This window comes from Agrobacterium sp. O3.4, assembly GCF_041414895.1.
GTDB classification, from domain to species: Bacteria; Pseudomonadota; Alphaproteobacteria; order Rhizobiales; family Rhizobiaceae; genus Agrobacterium; species Agrobacterium cucumeris.
The window spans coordinates 2,224,013-2,241,112 of the sequence record NZ_JALPZP010000001.1; the positions used below are offsets into that span (position 1 = coordinate 2,224,013).

The window sequence follows — 17,100 nt, forward strand, 5'->3', positions numbered from 1 at the left end:
AGCTTCACTCCTTCACTCCGATTAGTTGCGCAATCGGATTACCGCATGGGCCGCATGAGAACGGAACTTGCGCTAGGAAACCGCTTTCAAGCAGTTCGTCCACATCGCGCGGGCTGTCATCCCCAGGAGGGATTTCGACCACCCTTGACGTCTCGCGAAGGCAATTTTCACACCGCAGAAACAGCGTGAACGTCTTATATTTCATCAGTGCATAGCCCATTTTGTTCTCCTTCCGTTCTAATATTTGCAAAAACGGCCGGAGAGTCGAGTCGTTTTCGCAAGTTGGATTTTATTTCCAATTATTGATTGACAAACTAAGAATTGGATTTATTTTCCAAGTCATCCTAGCCGCTGAACCTCGTTGCGGCTCGGGCAGACTGCCGGGCGGCGCACCCTCGAAATGTGAACCTGCCGCCCGGCTCCCTCAACGAAAGAAGGATGGAGCCTTATGCTTGCAATGTTCAAAAGCCTCGTCGGAGACAAGGCAAAGAAGTTTTCCGGCAAGACCGATTTTCTGGAAGCGGTTTGCGCCGCGTCCGCACTCGTCGCCACCGCTGACGGCGAGCTTGACGACAAGGAACTTCTGGCGGCTGTCGCCGCCGTGAAATCCAACGCCGCCCTTTCCGGCGCGTTCGATGCCCGCGCCATCGAAACGACGATGGACAAGATGTGCAGCCGCGCCGTGGGCCGCGTTGGCAAGGCCGGTCTCTTCAAGGAAATCGAAGATATCAAGGCCGACCACGACATGAGCGAAACCGTGCTTCTGGTCGCGCTGGACGTGGCAGACAGCGGCGGCATTTCCGACGACGAAAAAGCAGTGCTCGCGAAGATCGCGTCCACTGTCGGGCTTGATCTGGCCAAGTACCTCTAACCATGGCTACCGCGAAGAATATCGCCTTGGCGACGGCGGCGAGCCTTCTCGTCACGATGCAGGCCCTCTTCTTTTCCTTCGCCATGGACCTCGTTTCCAGCGTCCTGCTGGTCGCAATCGGCTTCGTCGCAGGCCGGTTGTCCCGCTGAAAAGCCCTCCCGAGCATGAGGCAAAAAGGCTCGCCCAACCCCAATCAGGAGATACCGGAATGCGCATCAATACCGCAAACGACACCGAACTGACGCAGGCGATGGCGGATGCCATCCAGCGCGTGGGCGAAGGCTGCACGAAAGCCGACCTTCGGGAATGGTTCACCGCCGATGAAATCCACCGCTGCGGCGATGCCGCTACTGCCCGTCTCCATGACATGCGCGTTCAGGACGCGCGTGCTGCGGCCTGATGCCGTTTGGCGATGGCCTTCGGGCCATCATCCAACATCATCACCGGAGAGCAAAATGGATACCGATATAAAGAGGCTTCGCAATCGCGCCTTGTATCTGCGTCATTGCGCAGAAGTTGCGGAGCGCAACCTTGTCCCGCCGACTATTGCAGAAGATGAAGACGAGGACGAAACCCCGAAGCCGTTGCATGTGCGCCTTCGCGAAGCTGCAACTGAGGCAATTGCGGCAGCAAGCGCCCTCGAAATGGCGAATGACCTTTGGCAGTACGCCGACGACTTGAGTCGCGCCGCATTGGACGAAGCCAAGAAGCTCGATTGGTACGACGACGCCTACACGGGCTTCTGTGACGGCATGGCCGCAGCCTGAAACATCCGCTCTGGTTTCCGCCTCACGCGAGGCGGCTTCCCGAACGGATGGAGACAGCCTTGATCCAGATATCACCCATGATCCCGACAGAGCGCCCGCAGCAGGCAACGCCCGCCTATGGCCGGTTCTTTCTGGCCTGCGTTTGCGCCGTCCTCATCCTCGCCATCATCGGCGGCGCGGCGCTGTGCGCCACCAGCCTCGCCGAGATCAAGCGCCACCACGCCGCCGCCGGGCGCGCGTGACCTTCCTCCGAACCACAAGGAACCATCCGCATGAAGAAAATACGCGATGCCTCCACCATCATCGGCATGCTGGAAAACGGCCAGCTTAACCCCGCCTTTTCTGCCGAGATCGGCCAGACGCTGGAAAAGCTTTCGGACATGTCCGAGGCCAACCCCATGCAGTCTTTCAAGGGTTCTGTGACCCTGAAACTGTCCCTGTCCGTCAAGGACGGCATGGTGACGATTGCCGCCGATATGGAATCCAAAACCCCGAAGCTGCCGCGCAAGAACTCGGTCTTTTGGGTTGTCGAAGACGGCGCGCTTTCGACGGAGCATCCCCGCCAGCACGACATGTTTTCGCCGCGCGAAGTCTCCGCAGGCTGATTTCCCAACCTTAGCAACCGCGTCCGGCCAGTGACCGGCGCACCAACAGAGGAACCGAAATGGACCAACTCACCCAAACCGCCGTCGCCGAAATCGCAAAGCTCGCGGCGCAGACCAATGCCGCGATTGTGCAGGTTCCGGCACCTGCCGACTCCAAGGGCATTCCCCCGACCGTCCCGGCGCTGCTGGACCCGACCAGTGGCAAGCTGTCTGACGTGTCGGCAGTCTTTGCGCCATGGCGCACCCGCCCCGAGCGCAAGCAGGGCACCGCCAATGTTGAAACGCTGGATTCCTTCGTCAAGCTGGTCGAGCGTCACAAGACGGACAACAGCGTGATCTTTGCCGTGACGGACTGGCGTACCCCCGCCTTCACCGCCGTTATCGACTACCACGGCAACGACCCGGACAACGGCAAGCACCGTGTCCACTATGCGTTCCCGCTTTCCGAAGAGTGGAAAGCTTGGCAGGGAATCCATGGCAAAGCGCTGACGCAAAACGAGTTTGCGGAATTCATCGAAGACCATATCGCCGAACTGGCCTCGCCGGACTCTGACGAGGTGAAAGACCTCGAATTGCTGTTCCGGGCCAAGATTGCCTACCCGAATGAACTGGTAGTGCTTTCGCAGGGCTTGCAGATCAACGCGGAAACCCGCGTTAAGACGGCCCTGAAACTGCAAACGGGCGAAAGCCAGATCGTTTTCGAGGAAGACCACAAGAACGCCAACGGCGACCCGATCACCGTGCCGGGCGTCTTCGTCCTCAACATCGCGCCGTTCTTCCAGGGTGAAAGCATCCGCTTGCCCGTGCGTCTGCGCTACCGCCTTCGTGAAGGCACCCTTTCGTGGACCTGCATGCTTTACCGGCCCGACATCCACATCACGAAGGCCGTCAACTTCGCCCTGCACGAAACCGCCGCAGAACTTGCCCTGCCGAAATTCGCGGGCAAGCCGGAAATGTCGGCCTGATTTCACCCGGAGCGCGGGCGGTCGCCGCCCGCCTCTATCCAGCCAGAGAGAACCCAACCATGTCCGACAATACAAAAATCGAGTGGACCGACGCCACTTGGAACCCGATCACGGGTTGCGCTGTAGTCTCTCCGGGCTGCACCAACTGTTACGCGATGAAACTCGCAGGAACCCGGCTGAAAAACCACAAAAGCCGAGAAGGACTTACGGTCGATACGAAATCCGGCCCCGTGTGGAACGGCAAGGTGCGTCTTAATGCGGAGTGGATGGAACAGCCGTTGCGCTGGAGCCGTCCGCGAATGATCTTCGTTTGCGCCCACGGAGACCTTTTTGCCGAAGGTGTGCCGGACGAGTGGATTGACATGGTTTTCGCCGTGATGGCGAGCGCCCCGCAGCACACGTTTCAGGTCTTGACCAAGAGGCCGGAACGGATGCGCGATTACTTGTTCGCACGCCGACACCTGCCGTTTCCCAATATCTGGCTTGGCACATCTGCCGAGGACCAGACCCGTTATTCTGCACGCTGGCCGTTCATGGAAGATATTGCCGAACGTGGCTGGATGGTTTGGGTTTCTGCCGAACCGCTGTTAGGCCCGCTTCACCTGCTCGCTACGCCGCTTCGGAAAGTCGGCCCCGATGGCAAAGTACACCTTGCACGCCCTCCTATGTGGGTCGTGGCAGGCGGAGAAAGCGGACCGGGCGCACGTCCGATGCATCCCGAATGGATACGCGCCTTGCGCGACCAGTGCCAAATCCATCGCATTCCGTTCCTGTTCAAACAGTGGGGCGCATGGAAGCCCGTGCCTTGGAAGCTTGAGCGGATCGAAACCGAAACTGATGCGGAATATATCGAGCGGTCCGAAAAAGAATGCTCCACGCACGCACTTTCCCGCACGGGATATTTGATCGAGCTTGATCACAAGCCATGGAGTTGGGCGCGCGTGCTACCGCAGCCGGACACCCACCACGCCGTTAAACTCGTAGGCAAGACGGCGGCAGGCCGCTTGCTGGACGGCGTTGAACACAACGCGTTCCCGGGGGGCCGAGTATGACGCGCGAACAGCTTTCCGTTCTCGCCGCCCTGCCGCAACTGGCGCTGTCGATCCGACAGCCGTGGGTCCACTGCATTTTCGAACTGGGCAAGCCGGTCGAAAATCGGACGTGGGCAACGAAGTATCGCGGGCCGGTCTGCATCCATGCCGCCAAGGGCATGACGGCAGAAGAGTGGCTTGACGGTCTATATGTCGCCCGCGCCGCCCTACATCCCGAAGGCCAGACCGGACTTATCTTTCCGGGCCGAAAAGACGAACGCCGCCTGCCGCGTGGCGGCATCGTCGGAACCGTCGAGATCGTGGATTGCGTCACGCGCCACGAAAGCCCGTGGTTCTTCGGCCCTTACGGGTTCGTGCTTGCAAACCCCAAACCCTGCGAATTTATCCCGGTCAAAGGCGCACTTGGCTTTTTCGACTGGCGGAAAAACCTTGAGGTTACCCCATGACAGACATCATCAAAGCAGCGAAGAAGCTTATTGATTGCGTTGAATTCGACATGAACGGTGCAGGCGGCAAGGGTGGCAACGGCGGCTTGCTGTCCGACACGACATTGCGCGCCGCCCACGATTTGCGCGTTATCATCAGCCGCGAGGCGTACAGTCCCGCCGTGCAGGCCATTGCCGCCGAACGTCGCCGCCAGATCGAAAAGGAAGGATGGCTTCCAGAACACGACGACACCCACGTAAATGGAGAACTGGCGCGGGCAGCAGCCGCTTACACCCTTGGACTTTACGCGGTGACCGGCGCTGTTCAGTCTGGCAAAAAATTTCTGCCGTGGGCGAAAACACTTTGGCCATGGGATTTGAAGTGGTGGAAGCCGAAAGACCGGGAACACGATCTGGTAAAGGCTGGCGCGCTTATCGTCGCCGAACTTGAACGGCTGTACCGCGCAGCATTGCCCACTCCACGGAAAGGCGGTGCAGCATGACTAACGCCATTAGCCGCGCCCTTTTGGGCAAGATCGTGGACGAGGTTTTTGACGGCGCTATCGAAGATGCCAGCGTGATTGCTGAAATCTATGCTGTCATCAAGCGCGAGGAAGCCAACTCCGCACAGGTGGAGGACCTGGCGGGCTTCGAAAGGCTGCGCGATGTGACCTATGCCATCCAGCATAACCCGAACTGCCCGGCGAAATATCTTGTTCGCCTTGTCGGAAAATCTGGACGCATCGATCTCAAGCCCTACGGGAATCATCTTCCAAGGGTGAAGCACGAAACGGGTGACGTTCTCGGGTTCGGCAAAACTCTAGATGAGGCCATAGATAAGGCCCTTTCCGCCGCAACACGCGCAAAGCAAGAGGGCGCATAATGGCCGAAGTTACCGGACCCATCTCCACTTTGCCCGGTAGGTCGCACGAAGTTCCCGAAGGCATGACATGCGATCAACACCCGGACCGCCCCGCCGTCGCTCGCATTCAAGGCGAGACGGATTCCTTCGGCTGCGAAATGATCGACATGTGCCAGGAATGTTCTGACGATTACCGGGCATACATGAAATCCGACGAAGCAAAAGAGGCCCGCAAAGGAAATTGCGATTGGTGCAGGCATTTTGCGGACGATCTGCGCGAGGCCCGAGACTATGAAGAAGGCATGTGCGGCCCGGTCTACAGGGTGTGTGGCGCTTGCATTCATCGCGTCAACGAAGAAGCCGCCGCAGAACTAGACTACCTTGACGACCTCGATTTTACCGAACCCGATGACGACTGGTGCACGGTCTGCGGAGACGAAGGCGACATGCACGGTCGTGATGGCGCGTGGCAGGGGTATTGCGGCTGCGCTACCGGCCTCCGATTAAAAGGCGAAGCCGAAGCACGCTACCGCGCGAGGTCGGAGAGCCGCAAATGAAAAAGCCAACCGCCGCCGACAAGGCGAACGTCCTTTCCTTCTGTTTCGTCGCGCTCACCGCATTCAGCGAAAACGCGCTGTCACCGACACAACAAAGATGGGCGCGAGAGCGTGCCGAGAATTGCCTGTGGGCGCTTGGTATTCCCGAATACAAAACGGACCGGGCGACTTACACGGCTCGCGAGCTTGAAGAAGCCATGCCCACTATTGACCTTAAAGCCACCACGCCTTTGACGGAGGCCGGAAATGGCTGACCTCGCCCCAACCCCAAAGAAGAAAAACCGCCGTCCGACGCTTCGAATTCGCGACGTAAACGCTACCCTCGAAGCACTGAAAAAGAACGGCATGACCCCGACCGCGCTAGACACATTGCCAGACGGCACATTTCGATGGCATTTTACACCACCGGCACAGAACGACGAAGACGATCTGGACCGCGAGCTTGCGGAGTTTGACAAAAAGCATGGTTACAGTTGAGCTAAAGGGCATCCACACCGTAAGGGCCAAGGGCAATGTCTACTATTACGCTTGGCGCGGTGGCCCAAGGCTCGACGGCCAGCCGGGAACGGCGGCTTTTATGGCATCCTATAACGAAGCCATCGCCAGCCGTATGGAACCGGAAAGCGGACGCTTCCGCTCAATCATCACCCACTACAAGGCAACCGAGTTCAAGAAGCTCGCCGATTCCACGAAGCGCGTTTGGTCGCCGTGGATTGATCGCATTTCCGAATATTTTGGCAATTTGAGCATTGCGCAGTTCAATCGCGCGGACAAAATCCGCCCCCGCATTCGCCAATGGCGTGGCCAGTATAGCGAGACGCCGCGTGCCGCTGACACTGGCATGCAGGTTCTTTCCCGCATCCTGTCCCATGGCGTAGACCCGATGGGCAAGCTTAGCGCCAATCCCGCCGAAGGCATCAAGCACCTTTACACTTCCGACCGATCCGAGATCATATGGACGGACGCCGACATTGCGCAGGTGAAAGCTGGATGCTCTGACGAGGTGAAATGGGTTATTGACCTTGCCGCGCATACGGGCCTGCGCGTCAGCGATCTGCTGAAACTGTCATGGTCGCATGTCGGCCCCGATGCCATCATCATTTCGACCGGCAAGAGCAAGCACAAGCGCGAGGCGATCATACCGCGCTACGACGCATTGAATGAAATTCTAGAGCGCATCCCCAAGCGCTCGCCGGTCATCCTGACCAGCTCCAAAAAGAAGCCTTGGAAGCCGAGCGGATTGAATACGATGTTTTGGCGGGCGAAAGAAAAGACGAACATGCTGGAACGCGATCTGCATTTCCACGATCTGCGAGGCACCGCCGCGACAAAGTTCTACATCGCAGGGCTATCGGTTCGCGTGATCGCTGAGATTATGGCTTGGGAGGAAGAGACGGTTGAGAAAATTATTCGCCGTTACGTGGGCCGAAATTCCGCCACGAAAGAAATGATCCGGCAGTTAAACGAGGCCAGAACGCGAACATAACTTGTAAAACTGGCTGTAAAACTGGCCTGTTTTCCGAGGGCAAAAAACGGCGGAAAGCCCTGAGAAATAAGGTGGAGCGGGTGAAGGGAATCGAACCCTCGTATTCAGCTTGGGAAGCTGCTGCTCTACCATTGAGCTACACCCGCACCGTAAGACAAGACATCGGACAGTTCGCAACGGGTGTCAAGCACCCGGTACGCTCATTATCCCGCCCGGAAATGTTTGGAGAGTTTCAGGCCCTGGGCCTGATAATTGGAGCCGAGGCCCGTGCCGTAGAGGCCTTCCGGTTTCTGCAGCATGTGCTCGTAAACCAGCCGGCCGACGATCTGGCCGTGTTCGAGGATGAAGGGTACCTCGTGGCTGCGCACTTCCAGCACGGCGCGGCTGCCGGTGCCTCCGGCCTGTGCGTGGCCGAAGCCGGGGTCGAAGAAGCCGGCGTAGTGCACACGGAATTCGCCGACCAGCGGGTCGAAGGGCGTCATTTCGGCGGCGTAAAGCGGCGGCACGTGCACGGCTTCGCGTGAAACGAGAATATAAAACTCATCGGGATCAAGGATCAGTTCGGCGCGGCCGCGGGCAAAAAGCGGCTCCCAGAAATCGAGAACGTCGTGCTGGGCTTTCTTGTCGACATCCACCACTGCCGTGTGATGCTTGCCGCGATAACCGATCAGCCCGTTATCGCCGAAACCCTTGAGGTCGATAGAGAGCGCGATGCCGCCGCCCGTCACGTTGGGGGTTTCGCTGGCGACCAGCGTTTCCGTTTCGTGCAGCTTCAGAAGCTCGCTTTCGTTGAGCAGCGAATGGCCGATGCGGAAACGGATCTGCGACAAGCGCGAGCCGCGGCGCACCACCACGGGGAAGGTACGCGGGCTGATTTCCAGATAAAGCGGGCCGGTATATCCCGCCGGGATCTTGTCGAATTCCTGCGCATTGTCGGTCATCACGCGGGTGAAGATATCAAGACGACCGGTCGAGCTTTTGGGATTGGCTGAAGCCGACATCTCCGCCGGCAGTTCCAGGCTTTCCATCAGCGGAACGATATAAACGCAACCGGTTTCCAGCACGGCGCCCTCAGAGAGATCGACCTCGTGCAGGCTGAAGCGGTTGAGCTTGTCGATGACGCGGGTTCCGGGGCCAGGCATGAAGCTGGCACGAACGCGATAGGCTTTTGAGCCCAGCCGCAAATCGAGGCTGGCGGGCTGCACCTGGTCAACATCGAGCTCGGCCTCGCTTTTAAGCTTGCCGCCCGCAAACAGCGCCCGGATAGCGCCATCCGCCAAAATGCCCGTGGTTCTCGTCATGGTCATCATTCCTTTTTACGGCGACAAAACCAAAAGGAAAGCATTGACGCAAGCCGATAACGGCAGTATGGCAAGCTTATCCCGTGGTGATTTGGCCGGTCGGCTTGCAGCCACGTTAAACAAGTGGCTAAAAAGACCGGGTGCTTGGAACCGGTCTGCTTTTGCGGCCGGTTTTTTTGTTTTGAAGGTGATCACATGAGCAATAAATGGCGCCCGGCAACCCAGCTCGTTCACGGCGGTACGCTACGCTCCCCCTATGGTGAGACGTCGGAAGCGATCTATCTGACCCAGGGTTTCGTCTACGAAAACTCCGAAGCCGCCGAAGCGCGCTTCAAGGGCGAAACGGACGGGTTCATCTATGCCCGTTATGCCAGCCCGACCAATGACATGTTCGAAAAGCGCATGTGCCTGCTGGAAGGTGCTGAAGACGCCCGGGCGCTCGCCTCCGGCATGGCCGCCGTCACCGCCGCCATCATGTGCCAGCTGCGCGCCGGCGACCATATCGTTGCCGCACGCGCCCTTTTCGGCTCCTGCCGCTGGGTGGTTGAGACGCTTGCTCCGAAATACGGCATCGAGTGCACGCTGATCGACGGACGCGATCTCGGCAATTGGGAAAAGGCGATCCAGCCGAATACCAAGCTGTTCTTCCTTGAAAGCCCGACCAATCCGACACTTGAAGTGGTGGATATTGCCGGTGTGGCAAAGCTTGCCAACCAGATCGGCGCGAAGGTCGTGGTCGACAATGTATTTGCGACGCCACTCTTCCAGAAGCCGCTCGAACTCGGCGCTCATATCGTGGTTTATTCGGCGACCAAACATATTGATGGTCAGGGCCGTTGCCTCGGCGGCGTAATCCTTTCCGACAAGAAGTGGATCGAGGAAGAGCTACAGGATTATTTCCGCCACACCGGTCCGGCCATGTCGCCGTTTAACGCGTGGACGCTGTTGAAGGGCATCGAAACCCTGCCGCTGCGCGTCAAGCAGCAGACGGAAAATGCCGGCAAGATCGCCGATTTCCTCGCCGATAGCGGCAAGGTCGCCAAGGTCATCTATCCCGGCCGCGCCGATCACCCGCAGGCCGATATTATCGCGCGGCAGATGTCGGGCGGCTCGACGCTGGTGGCTTTCGAACTGAAGGGCGGCAAGGATGCGGCTTTCGCGCTGCAGAACGCGCTGGAGATCGTGAAGATTTCCAACAATCTGGGCGATGCCAAGAGCCTGATCACCCATCCCGGCACCACAACGCACAAGAACCTTTCCGATGAGGCGCGCGCCGAGCTGGGCATTTCCGGCGGAACTCTGCGTCTTTCCTGCGGTATCGAAGATACGGACGACCTGCTGGAAGATCTGGCGAAGGGGCTTGCAGCCGTTTCCGCCTGAAAATTCAATCCATAAGCACCATGGCCCTACCCTGCGTCGGGCCATGGTGCAGCCGGCTCCGCAGAGGGCAAAATCCTGTGGCGGGCAACCAATATTTACCTTTATCGTTATCCCTAACGGTGGAAAACGGCGCAACAACAGGTGGCGCCCACCCGTCAAGCCGTTCATTTTCTTGACGATAGCCAGAGCCTATAGTGTAGGATAATGGCAACAGGCATAATATCGAGGTGTGGCGCGTATGTATCGTGCTCTGACAAGGGATATCGAGGTGACGGTCGATCCGTATTATCTCGAAGAACAATCCGACCCGGATGACGACCGTTACGTCTGGGGTTACAAAGTCGTGATCTCGAACAACTCTGATATGACGGTGACACTCGTCAACCGCTATTGGCATATTACCGATCAGAACGGCCAGGTGGATGAAGTCTATGGGCCGGGCGTCGTGGGTGAGCAACCGCACCTGAACCCCGGCGACAGCTATGAGTACTCCTCCGGCTGCCCGCTGGACACGCCTTCGGGCCTGATGTTCGGCCATTATGAAATGGAAACCGAAAGCGGCGAGGTGTTCAATGTCACCATTCCCGCCTTTTCGCTGGATTCACCCGGGCTTTTACGGGTGTTGAACTGAGGTTCACGAGCAATTGAAAAGCCGCGCCTTTTAACAGCGCGGCTTTTTACTCAGACGTTTTCAAACTCGCTGATGTCGTAGCGATAGGTGGTGGAGCAGAATTCGCACGTCACCGCAATTGCGCCGTCTTCCTCACTCGCCTTGATCTCTTCAGCGGTGAAGCCGGACAGAACGCCCTTGATCTTGTCACGCGAACAGCTGCAACGATCAAAGATGACCTGCGGATCATAGATGCGCACGCCGCTCTCATGAAACAGCCGATACAGGAGACGTTCGACCGGCACCTGCGGGTCGGTCAATTCGTCGGTATCGACCGTATTCAGCAACGTTACCGCCTCGGTCCAGGCATCGTCTTCCATCGTTTCGTGACCGCCTTCATCGCCATCACCACCGTGGAGATCGCGCATGCGCAGACGCTCCGGCGCCTGCGGCAGGAACTGGGCGATGACGCCGCCGGCACGCCAGCCATGGCGTGGCTTGCCTTCACCGTCACGGTCGAAGAACTCGGCAACGCCGAGGCGCACGCGAGTGGGAAGCTGTTCCGACTGCCGGAAATAAACCCCGGCGATTTCTTCCAGCGACGAGCCATCCAGCGGAACGATGCCCTGATAGGGCTGCATACCCATACCCTGATCGATCGTAAAAGCGAGAATGCCTGTGCCCAGCAATTGTTCGGGTGAGGTGGCGCCGGCAGCGATTGCCTCGGCCAGCCGCTCTTCGTCAAAACGGGCATAGGCGCGCATGCTCTCGGGCGCGGTGAAATCCGCTACCAAAAGGTCCACCGGGCCGTCGCCCTTGGTCTGCACCGTAAGCTTGCCGGAAAACTTCAGGGATGTACCGATCAGCGCCGTCAGAACCGTCGCTTCCGCCAGCAGGCGGGCGACAACCGTGGGATAGTCGTGCCGTTCGAGGATGGCGTTCAGCAGCGGCCCAACCTGCACGGCGCGGCCGCGCACATCCAGACCTTCGACCTGAAAGGGTACGACCTTGTCGTCGCCAGCAAGAACGAGATCGTCGAGTTCAACCGTTACATCTGCCATATCATAACTCCCTGGCGCAGCCGTTGCGCCGCTACCGTCCAAAAGTCCGGCTTTTTGAATGTGCTTTTTCCGCTTGTCGCACAGAGATCCGGGAAGCGAAACCGCCTCCGGGGAAAATCGTGCAAATCTTGATGATGGCCCGCCAGCAAAAAACCGACGAGCCTCTTCGAAGTCCCACAGATGGTAATGTATGCGGCCAAGTTCAAGCACCTGGTCCGGCATCGATCAGAACCGGCAATGGTCGTCAGATGACGCCCATGCACCAGGCAATGACGGACTTCTGGGCGTGGAGCCGGTTTTCCGCCTCATCGAAGACCACCGATTGCGGCCCGTCGATAACGCCGTCCGTTACTTCCTCGCCGCGATGTGCCGGCAGGCAGTGCATGAACAGTGCGTCCTTATCGGCCTTGGCCATCAGCGCTTCATTCACCTGATACGGCTGGAAGATGTTGTGGCCGCGCGCCTTGTGCTCCTGGTTCATCGATACCCAGGTGTCGGTAACGATACAATCTGCCCCGGCAACCGCCTTGTCGGCATCATGATAAAGCGCGATCTCGCCGCCATTATTGCGCGCCCAGTTCAGGAACTTGTCATGCGGTTCAGAGCCCATGGGCACCGCCATGTTCATGCGGTAACCGAAGCGGGCAGAGCCTTCAACGAAAGAGTGCAACACGTTATTGCCGTCACCCGTCCAGGCGATTGTCTTGCCTTTCACCGGGCCACGATGTTCCTCGAACGTCAATATATCCGCCATGATCTGGCAGGGATGGGTGTCGTCGGTCAGGCCATTGATAACAGGCACGGTTGCATGTTCGGCAAGCTCAAGCAGGCGCGAATGATCCGTTGTGCGGATCATGATGGCGTCAACATAACGCGACAGAACCTTGGCCGTATCACCGATCGTTTCCGCACGACCGAGCTGCATTTCCGTACCCGACAGGAACAGGGTCTCACCGCCGAGCTGGCGCATGCCGACATCGAAGGAAACGCGGGTTCGGGTGGACGGCTTTTCAAAGATCATCGCCAGCATCTTGCCAGCCAGCGGCTTTTCCGCCGTGCCGGCCTTGGTGGCAATCTTGCGCGCCCGCGCATCATCGAGAATCGTCCGCAAGTCCTCCGACCCAACGGCCGAAAGGTCTAGAAAATGTTTTGGTGAAGCCATTTCAAACTGTCCCATGCTCGCGAGCCTCTGGGAAGAGGCCCGCCCTTGATTGGTTTCAGGCGATTTTCGCCTGTTTCGCTGTCAGGGAGGCGGCAGCCGCTTCCACTCGCGCCAGCCCTTCGCGGGCCTCTTCCGCCGTGGTGACGAGCGGCGGCAGAAGACGTATGACGTTGTCACCTGCCGGCACGCCGAGCAGGTGCTCCGCGCGCATGGCCTGCAATAGATCACCCGAAGGAACCTTCGCCTTGATGCCCATCAGCAGGCCTTCGCCACGAATTTCCTCGATCACATCAGGATAACGATCCTTGAGCGACGCCAGACCCTGGCGGAAGACCAGTGCGACATCACGAACCTTTTCCAGAAAACCGTCAGCCAGAACGACATCCAGCACGGCATTGCCAACCGCCATTGCCAGCGGATTGCCGCCATAGGTGGTGCCATGCACGCCGGCCGTCATGCCGGAAGCTGCATCCGCTGTCGCAAGGCAGGCGCCAAGCGGGAAACCGCCGCCGATACCCTTGGCAACCGCCATGATATCAGGCGCAACGCCGGTCTGCTCATAGGCAAACAGCTTGCCCGTGCGGCCGACACCCGTCTGGACTTCATCGAAAATCAGGAGAAGGCCGTGCTCGTCGCACAATCCACGCAGAATTTGCAGGAATTCCTTGCTCGGCGCCCGAATACCGCCCTCGCCCTGAATAGGCTCGATCAAAAGTGCGGCCGTCTCAGCCGTGATGGCGGCCTTCAAGGCATCGACATCAGCGAAAGGAACCTGGTCGAAACCTTCGACCTTGGGGCCGAAACCCTCGAGATATTTCTGCTGGCCGCCGGCAGCGATCGTCGCCAGCGTGCGGCCATGGAAAGCGCCCTCGAACGTGACGATGCGGAACTTCTCCGGATGACCCTTTGAATAATGATAACGGCGCGCTGTCTTGATGGCGCATTCCAGCGCTTCAGCACCGGAATTGGTGAAGAACACCTTGTCTGCGAAGGTTGCTTCCGTCAGGCGCTTTGCGAGCTTTTCCTGTCCGGGCACTTCATAGAGGTTCGAGACGTGCCAGACCTTCTCGGCCTGCGTCTTGATTGCTTCCACAAGGTGCGGATGGGCGTGGCCCAGCGAGTTAACCGCAACACCGGCTGCAAAATCCAGATATCGTTCGCCGCTCTCCGTGAACAGCCAGACCCCTTCACCGCGCTCAAAGCGCAGCGGGGCTCTTGAAAACGTATCGAACAATGGCGCGGCGGCTTCGGCCATGGCTGTATCACTCCTTGCGCGGATGCGCTGTCATAAGGTTGTCAATAGGCTTGCGGGGTTATCCCTCGCCTGAAAATCAAAAATGCCGCCTCGCGGCGGCAGGGGCACTATTGTCACTTCGTTTGCCGATGTCAACAAAAGTCCGCGTTTCCCGGGCTTCTCAAGCACTAGTAGGCATCACCGAAAGAGGCCCAAGGTGTTGCCTTTCAGACTCAACTCGCCAGCAAGTTGGGGAAAACCGGAAAATCGATTCCAGATGATTCCCGCGACTCTTGCCACGGAGTCGGGCTGGCACTAGGTTAATCGCTAATTACTAGACTGCATTGCGGCGGAACTAGTCACCTAAAATCTGGCAGAAACCACGCTCGCGGCGCGCCCGTGAGGCGGAGACGGATTCTGCCGAAATATACGCGACAAGCGGAGAAGCGGCATGAACTGGACAGACGAGCGGGTCGAGAAACTCAAGAAATTGTGGGCCGAAGGACTGAGCGCCAGCCAGATAGCAGCGCAGCTGGGCGGCGTAAGCCGTAACGCCGTGATCGGCAAGGTCCACCGCCTCAATCTGCCGGGACGCGTCAAGGCTGGCGGACCGGTCACTTCGGCACGCTCCGCACCCAAGCGCACTGCGGCCCCCGCTCCGCGCGCGACAAATTTCACGGCACGCGTCAACGCGGCACCGGCCCGGACCATGAGCCGTTCGAATGCAGCAACCGCTCTTCACGAAGAGATCGATATCGAAACCGCGCAGGTTCTCGATTACGTTCCTTCCAGAAATGTCGTGACGCCGATTTCCCGTCGCCTGACGCTGACGGAACTGACCGAACGCACCTGCAAGTGGCCGGTCGGCGATCCCTTGAAAGACGATTTCCACTTCTGCGGTTGCGAAGCGCTGGAATCCTCACCCTATTGCAAGTTCCATGCGAAGCTCGCCTACCAGCCGGTCAGTGAGCGCCGCAAGGCTTGAGTGTTGCGGCACGCAATCAGCACTCAAAAACTACGGGCCTTCGGGCCCGTTTTTTTATGACAAATTCAGACCGGCTGCGGAAACAATGCGCCGGCGGAATGTTCGGCCTTTTCCTCCATCACCGATGGCGCCTAGCCCACAATCCGCGCACCAACAGACAGGCGATTGTCCATTCAAAAGGTCAAGACACCGTGTTTGGGGAAGGTTCAAAATCAAAAAGGCCCGATACCGCAATGGTGTCGAGCCTTTTGATCTTTATACGTATGTTATGCTGACTGAAGCTGGTCAGTTCAGCTTCGCTCAGGCTTCCATCGAATATCCGGCACCGCGAACGGTGCGGATGACATCCTGCATGTGCGAAAAATTGAGCGCCTTGCGCAGACGTCCGACGTGAACGTCAACGGTGCGCTCATCCACGTAGATATCGTGGCCCCAGACGCCGTCCAGCAACTGCGAGCGAGAGAACACCCGACCCGGAGATGTCATCAGGAATTCCAGCAGGCGGAATTCCGTCGGTCCGAGACGCACTTCGCGGCTCTTGCGGTGAACGCGGTGGGTTTCGCGATCGAGTTCTATATCGCCGCATTTCAGCACCGACGAAAGAACCTCCGGGCGGGCCCGGCGCAGCATAGCCTTGACGCGGGCCATGAGTTCCGGCGTCGAAAACGGCTTGACGACATAATCGTCGGCACCGGTGGCAAGACCGCGTACCCGCTCGCTTTCTTCACCGCGCGCCGTCAGCATGATGATGGGCAGGCGTTCGGTTTCGGGCCGCATTCTCAGGCGCCGGCACAGTTCGATGCCGGAAACACCGGGCAACATCCAGTCCAGGATGAGAAGATCCGGAATACGTTCCTGCAGCCTGATTTCCGCCTCGTCGCCACGGGGTATCGTGTCGACGTCGTATCCCTCAGCCTCGAGATTGTAACGAAGCAGGACGCTCAACGCTTCCTCGTCTTCCACAACTGCAATCTTGGGCACCATATACTAACTCCGCAAGCTTCTGCCTGTCTGTTATTCGGTCACCGAACCGAGTGTGTTGGAACTATCGTCCTTCGGACGCTCGCCCTCCGGCTGGCTGCCAGTGGCCATGTAATAAATTGTCTCAGCGATATTCGTCGCATGATCACCGATACGCTCGATGTTCTTGGCGCAGAACAGAAGATGCGTGCAGGTGGTGATGTTGCGCGGATCTTCCATCATGTAGGTCAGAAGCTCACGGAAGAGCGACGTGTACATGGCGTCGATTTCTTCGTCACGCTCGCGGATGGCATTGGCCTTCTCGGCGGAACGGGTGGAATAGACGTCGAGCACTTCCTTGAGCTGCACCAGCGCCAGTTCCGACAGATGTTCGAGACCGCGGGCGAGCTTGCGCGGCACGCCGGTGCCGGCAACGGCGATAACGCGCTTGGCAGTGTTCTTGCCGAGATCACCGACGCGCTCGAGATCGCCAGCAATACGCAGCGTGCCGATGATTTCGCGAAGATCGGCCGCGACGGGCTGCCGTCTGGCGATGGTGACGATGGCCTTGTCGCCGATCTCCCGCTCGGAATGGTCGAGGATCGCGTCGTCGGAAATGACCTTCTGCGCAAGCGCAGCATCGGAATTGACCAGCGCGCGCACGGCGTCGGCGCACATCTGCTCGGCCAGACCGCCCATTTCGGCGATGCGGCGCGTCAGGAACTTCAATTCGTCGTCATAAGCGGACAGAATATGCGAATGGGTCGTTGTCTGTGTCATGGTCTAATCCTCCGGCTTGGCCTTCATGCACGTGCAC

At 58.7% G+C, this 17,100-nt stretch carries 25 protein-coding genes, 1 tRNA gene and 1 riboswitch; of the genes, 18 read left to right on the plus strand and 8 right to left on the minus strand.

Going from position 1 to position 17,100, the window contains the following annotated elements; translation table 11 throughout:
• Window positions 1–4: 4 nt before the first annotated feature.
• A complete protein-coding gene (locus tag M0412_RS10785) occupies window positions 5–220 on the minus strand; it encodes a hypothetical protein (protein WP_209787658.1) in 216 nt (71 codons plus the stop codon).
• A gap of 228 nt (window positions 221–448) precedes the next feature.
• On the opposite strand from M0412_RS10785, the gene M0412_RS10790 reads away from it, so the two are divergent.
• Genes M0412_RS10790 through M0412_RS10860 form a run of 15 tightly spaced genes read left to right on the plus strand, consistent with a single transcriptional unit; the run spans window position 449 to window position 7,590 of the window.
• On the plus strand, window positions 449–871 hold the full coding sequence (locus tag M0412_RS10790; RefSeq protein WP_112967344.1) for a tellurite resistance TerB family protein: 423 nt from the start codon (window positions 449–451) through the stop codon (window positions 869–871).
• A gap of 2 nt (window positions 872–873) precedes the next feature.
• Complete coding sequence (locus M0412_RS10795) at window positions 874–1,020, plus strand: hypothetical protein (RefSeq protein ID WP_269700083.1); 147 nt, start codon at window positions 874–876, stop codon at window positions 1,018–1,020.
• A 59-nt stretch (window positions 1,021–1,079) separates the two neighbouring features.
• The gene (locus M0412_RS10800) at window positions 1,080–1,271 is read left to right on the plus strand and encodes a hypothetical protein (protein ID WP_080841884.1); all 192 of its coding nucleotides are present in this window, start codon (window positions 1,080–1,082) and stop codon (window positions 1,269–1,271) included.
• 55 nt (window positions 1,272–1,326) lie between these two features.
• Entirely contained in the window at window positions 1,327–1,638 is a 312-nt protein-coding gene (locus tag M0412_RS10805) for a hypothetical protein (protein ID WP_269700084.1), read from the plus strand.
• A gap of 59 nt (window positions 1,639–1,697) precedes the next feature.
• Complete coding sequence (locus M0412_RS10810) at window positions 1,698–1,880, plus strand: hypothetical protein (protein WP_065687844.1); 183 nt, start codon at window positions 1,698–1,700, stop codon at window positions 1,878–1,880.
• Between the two features lie 30 nt (window positions 1,881–1,910).
• The gene (locus M0412_RS10815) at window positions 1,911–2,243 is read left to right on the plus strand and encodes a hypothetical protein (protein WP_037089328.1); all 333 of its coding nucleotides are present in this window, start codon (window positions 1,911–1,913) and stop codon (window positions 2,241–2,243) included.
• A gap of 59 nt (window positions 2,244–2,302) precedes the next feature.
• Complete coding sequence (locus tag M0412_RS10820; protein ID WP_269700085.1) at window positions 2,303–3,208, plus strand: YfdQ family protein; 906 nt, start codon at window positions 2,303–2,305, stop codon at window positions 3,206–3,208.
• Between the two features lie 59 nt (window positions 3,209–3,267).
• On the plus strand, window positions 3,268–4,260 hold the full coding sequence (locus tag M0412_RS10825) for a phage Gp37/Gp68 family protein (protein WP_269700086.1): 993 nt from the start codon (window positions 3,268–3,270) through the stop codon (window positions 4,258–4,260).
• Window positions 4,257–4,706 (plus strand): ASCH domain-containing protein, encoded by a 450-nt coding sequence (locus tag M0412_RS10830; RefSeq protein ID WP_269700087.1) that lies wholly within the window; start codon window positions 4,257–4,259, stop codon window positions 4,704–4,706. The genes M0412_RS10825 and M0412_RS10830 overlap by 4 nt, the downstream gene beginning before the upstream one ends.
• On the plus strand, window positions 4,703–5,188 hold the full coding sequence (locus tag M0412_RS10835; protein WP_269700088.1) for a hypothetical protein: 486 nt from the start codon (window positions 4,703–4,705) through the stop codon (window positions 5,186–5,188). Before M0412_RS10830 ends, M0412_RS10835 begins: the two co-directional genes overlap by 4 nt.
• Entirely contained in the window at window positions 5,185–5,568 is a 384-nt protein-coding gene (locus tag M0412_RS10840) for a hypothetical protein (RefSeq protein WP_269700089.1), read from the plus strand. Before M0412_RS10835 ends, M0412_RS10840 begins: the two co-directional genes overlap by 4 nt.
• Window positions 5,568–6,104: a hypothetical protein gene (locus M0412_RS10845; protein ID WP_269700090.1), complete on the plus strand. Its 537-nt coding sequence runs from the start codon at window positions 5,568–5,570 to the stop codon at window positions 6,102–6,104. The genes M0412_RS10840 and M0412_RS10845 overlap by 1 nt, the downstream gene beginning before the upstream one ends.
• On the plus strand, window positions 6,101–6,358 hold the full coding sequence (locus M0412_RS10850; protein ID WP_269700091.1) for a hypothetical protein: 258 nt from the start codon (window positions 6,101–6,103) through the stop codon (window positions 6,356–6,358). The genes M0412_RS10845 and M0412_RS10850 overlap by 4 nt, the downstream gene beginning before the upstream one ends.
• Complete coding sequence (locus M0412_RS10855) at window positions 6,351–6,581, plus strand: hypothetical protein (RefSeq protein WP_142840991.1); 231 nt, start codon at window positions 6,351–6,353, stop codon at window positions 6,579–6,581. The genes M0412_RS10850 and M0412_RS10855 overlap by 8 nt, the downstream gene beginning before the upstream one ends.
• Window positions 6,568–7,590, plus strand: coding sequence for a tyrosine-type recombinase/integrase (locus tag M0412_RS10860; protein WP_269700622.1), 1,023 nt, complete (start codon window positions 6,568–6,570; stop codon window positions 7,588–7,590). The genes M0412_RS10855 and M0412_RS10860 overlap by 14 nt, the downstream gene beginning before the upstream one ends.
• A gap of 72 nt (window positions 7,591–7,662) precedes the next feature.
• Here the strand turns inward: M0412_RS10860 and M0412_RS10865 are convergent.
• Window positions 7,663–7,736, minus strand: a tRNA-Gly gene (locus M0412_RS10865).
• Window positions 7,737–7,793: 57 nt separating this feature from the next.
• Window positions 7,794–8,891 carry a 2'-deoxycytidine 5'-triphosphate deaminase gene (locus tag M0412_RS10870; protein ID WP_269700092.1) on the minus strand — a complete coding sequence of 366 codons (1,098 nt, stop codon included), beginning with the start codon at window positions 8,889–8,891 and terminating at the stop codon, window positions 7,794–7,796.
• A 73-nt stretch (window positions 8,892–8,964) separates the two neighbouring features.
• A riboswitch (SAM riboswitch) is annotated at window positions 8,965–9,043 on the plus strand.
• Between the two features lie 43 nt (window positions 9,044–9,086).
• Here M0412_RS10870 and M0412_RS10875 point away from each other — a divergent pair.
• Window positions 9,087–10,271, plus strand: a complete 1,185-nt coding sequence (locus M0412_RS10875) for an O-succinylhomoserine sulfhydrylase (protein WP_052820249.1) — start codon at window positions 9,087–9,089, stop codon at window positions 10,269–10,271.
• A gap of 238 nt (window positions 10,272–10,509) precedes the next feature.
• A complete protein-coding gene (gene apaG, locus M0412_RS10880) occupies window positions 10,510–10,902 on the plus strand; it encodes a Co2+/Mg2+ efflux protein ApaG (RefSeq protein WP_142840988.1) in 393 nt (130 codons plus the stop codon).
• 50 nt (window positions 10,903–10,952) lie between these two features.
• Here the strand turns inward: apaG and M0412_RS10885 are convergent, their stop codons facing one another.
• The 3 genes from M0412_RS10885 to M0412_RS10895 all read right to left on the minus strand — a co-directional run bounded on the left by M0412_RS10885 (window position 10,953) and on the right by M0412_RS10895 (window position 14,359).
• On the minus strand, window positions 10,953–11,942 hold the full coding sequence (locus M0412_RS10885) for an Hsp33 family molecular chaperone (RefSeq protein ID WP_142840987.1): 990 nt from the start codon (window positions 11,940–11,942) through the stop codon (window positions 10,953–10,955).
• Window positions 11,943–12,186: 244 nt separating this feature from the next.
• Entirely contained in the window at window positions 12,187–13,104 is a 918-nt protein-coding gene (gene argF / locus M0412_RS10890; protein WP_046799462.1) for an ornithine carbamoyltransferase, read from the minus strand.
• Window positions 13,105–13,159: 55 nt separating this feature from the next.
• Window positions 13,160–14,359: an aspartate aminotransferase family protein gene (locus tag M0412_RS10895; protein WP_142840986.1), complete on the minus strand. Its 1,200-nt coding sequence runs from the start codon at window positions 14,357–14,359 to the stop codon at window positions 13,160–13,162.
• A gap of 430 nt (window positions 14,360–14,789) precedes the next feature.
• On the opposite strand from M0412_RS10895, the gene M0412_RS10900 reads away from it, so the two are divergent.
• Window positions 14,790–15,323 (plus strand): GcrA family cell cycle regulator, encoded by a 534-nt coding sequence (locus M0412_RS10900; RefSeq protein ID WP_269700093.1) that lies wholly within the window; start codon window positions 14,790–14,792, stop codon window positions 15,321–15,323.
• Between the two features lie 300 nt (window positions 15,324–15,623).
• On the opposite strand, the gene phoB is transcribed toward M0412_RS10900, so the two are convergent.
• Window positions 15,624–16,307: a phosphate regulon transcriptional regulator PhoB gene (gene phoB, locus M0412_RS10905; protein ID WP_003493692.1), complete on the minus strand. Its 684-nt coding sequence runs from the start codon at window positions 16,305–16,307 to the stop codon at window positions 15,624–15,626.
• 30 nt (window positions 16,308–16,337) lie between these two features.
• Window positions 16,338–17,063, minus strand: a complete 726-nt coding sequence (phoU, locus tag M0412_RS10910) for a phosphate signaling complex protein PhoU (RefSeq protein WP_142840984.1) — start codon at window positions 17,061–17,063, stop codon at window positions 16,338–16,340.
• Window positions 17,064–17,100 lie beyond the last annotated feature (37 nt).

What these genes read in the sequence shown, in the direction of transcription:
- M0412_RS10785 (WP_209787658.1), bottom strand. Translation starts at nt 220, where the DNA reads ATGGGCTATGCACTGATGAAATATAAGACGTTCACGCTGTTTCTGCGG.
- M0412_RS10790 (WP_112967344.1), top strand. Translation starts at nt 449, where the DNA reads ATGCTTGCAATGTTCAAAAGCCTCGTCGGAGACAAGGCAAAGAAGTTT.
- M0412_RS10795 (WP_269700083.1), top strand. Translation starts at nt 874, where the DNA reads ATGGCTACCGCGAAGAATATCGCCTTGGCGACGGCGGCGAGCCTTCTC.
- M0412_RS10800 (WP_080841884.1), top strand. Translation starts at nt 1,080, where the DNA reads ATGCGCATCAATACCGCAAACGACACCGAACTGACGCAGGCGATGGCG.
- M0412_RS10805 (WP_269700084.1), top strand. Translation starts at nt 1,327, where the DNA reads ATGGATACCGATATAAAGAGGCTTCGCAATCGCGCCTTGTATCTGCGT.
- M0412_RS10815 (WP_037089328.1), top strand. Translation starts at nt 1,911, where the DNA reads ATGAAGAAAATACGCGATGCCTCCACCATCATCGGCATGCTGGAAAAC.
- M0412_RS10820 (WP_269700085.1), top strand. Translation starts at nt 2,303, where the DNA reads ATGGACCAACTCACCCAAACCGCCGTCGCCGAAATCGCAAAGCTCGCG.
- M0412_RS10825 (WP_269700086.1), top strand. Translation starts at nt 3,268, where the DNA reads ATGTCCGACAATACAAAAATCGAGTGGACCGACGCCACTTGGAACCCG.
- M0412_RS10830 (WP_269700087.1), top strand. Translation starts at nt 4,257, where the DNA reads ATGACGCGCGAACAGCTTTCCGTTCTCGCCGCCCTGCCGCAACTGGCG.
- M0412_RS10835 (WP_269700088.1), top strand. Translation starts at nt 4,703, where the DNA reads ATGACAGACATCATCAAAGCAGCGAAGAAGCTTATTGATTGCGTTGAA.
- M0412_RS10840 (WP_269700089.1), top strand. Translation starts at nt 5,185, where the DNA reads ATGACTAACGCCATTAGCCGCGCCCTTTTGGGCAAGATCGTGGACGAG.
- M0412_RS10845 (WP_269700090.1), top strand. Translation starts at nt 5,568, where the DNA reads ATGGCCGAAGTTACCGGACCCATCTCCACTTTGCCCGGTAGGTCGCAC.
- M0412_RS10850 (WP_269700091.1), top strand. Translation starts at nt 6,101, where the DNA reads ATGAAAAAGCCAACCGCCGCCGACAAGGCGAACGTCCTTTCCTTCTGT.
- M0412_RS10855 (WP_142840991.1), top strand. Translation starts at nt 6,351, where the DNA reads ATGGCTGACCTCGCCCCAACCCCAAAGAAGAAAAACCGCCGTCCGACG.
- M0412_RS10860 (WP_269700622.1), top strand. Translation starts at nt 6,568, where the DNA reads ATGGTTACAGTTGAGCTAAAGGGCATCCACACCGTAAGGGCCAAGGGC.
- M0412_RS10870 (WP_269700092.1), bottom strand. Translation starts at nt 8,891, where the DNA reads ATGACGAGAACCACGGGCATTTTGGCGGATGGCGCTATCCGGGCGCTG.
- M0412_RS10875 (WP_052820249.1), top strand. Translation starts at nt 9,087, where the DNA reads ATGAGCAATAAATGGCGCCCGGCAACCCAGCTCGTTCACGGCGGTACG.
- apaG (WP_142840988.1), top strand. Translation starts at nt 10,510, where the DNA reads ATGTATCGTGCTCTGACAAGGGATATCGAGGTGACGGTCGATCCGTAT.
- M0412_RS10885 (WP_142840987.1), bottom strand. Translation starts at nt 11,942, where the DNA reads ATGGCAGATGTAACGGTTGAACTCGACGATCTCGTTCTTGCTGGCGAC.
- argF (WP_046799462.1), bottom strand. Translation starts at nt 13,104, where the DNA reads ATGGCTTCACCAAAACATTTTCTAGACCTTTCGGCCGTTGGGTCGGAG.
- M0412_RS10895 (WP_142840986.1), bottom strand. Translation starts at nt 14,359, where the DNA reads ATGGCCGAAGCCGCCGCGCCATTGTTCGATACGTTTTCAAGAGCCCCG.
- M0412_RS10900 (WP_269700093.1), top strand. Translation starts at nt 14,790, where the DNA reads ATGAACTGGACAGACGAGCGGGTCGAGAAACTCAAGAAATTGTGGGCC.
- phoB (WP_003493692.1), bottom strand. Translation starts at nt 16,307, where the DNA reads ATGGTGCCCAAGATTGCAGTTGTGGAAGACGAGGAAGCGTTGAGCGTC.
- phoU (WP_142840984.1), bottom strand. Translation starts at nt 17,063, where the DNA reads ATGACACAGACAACGACCCATTCGCATATTCTGTCCGCTTATGACGAC.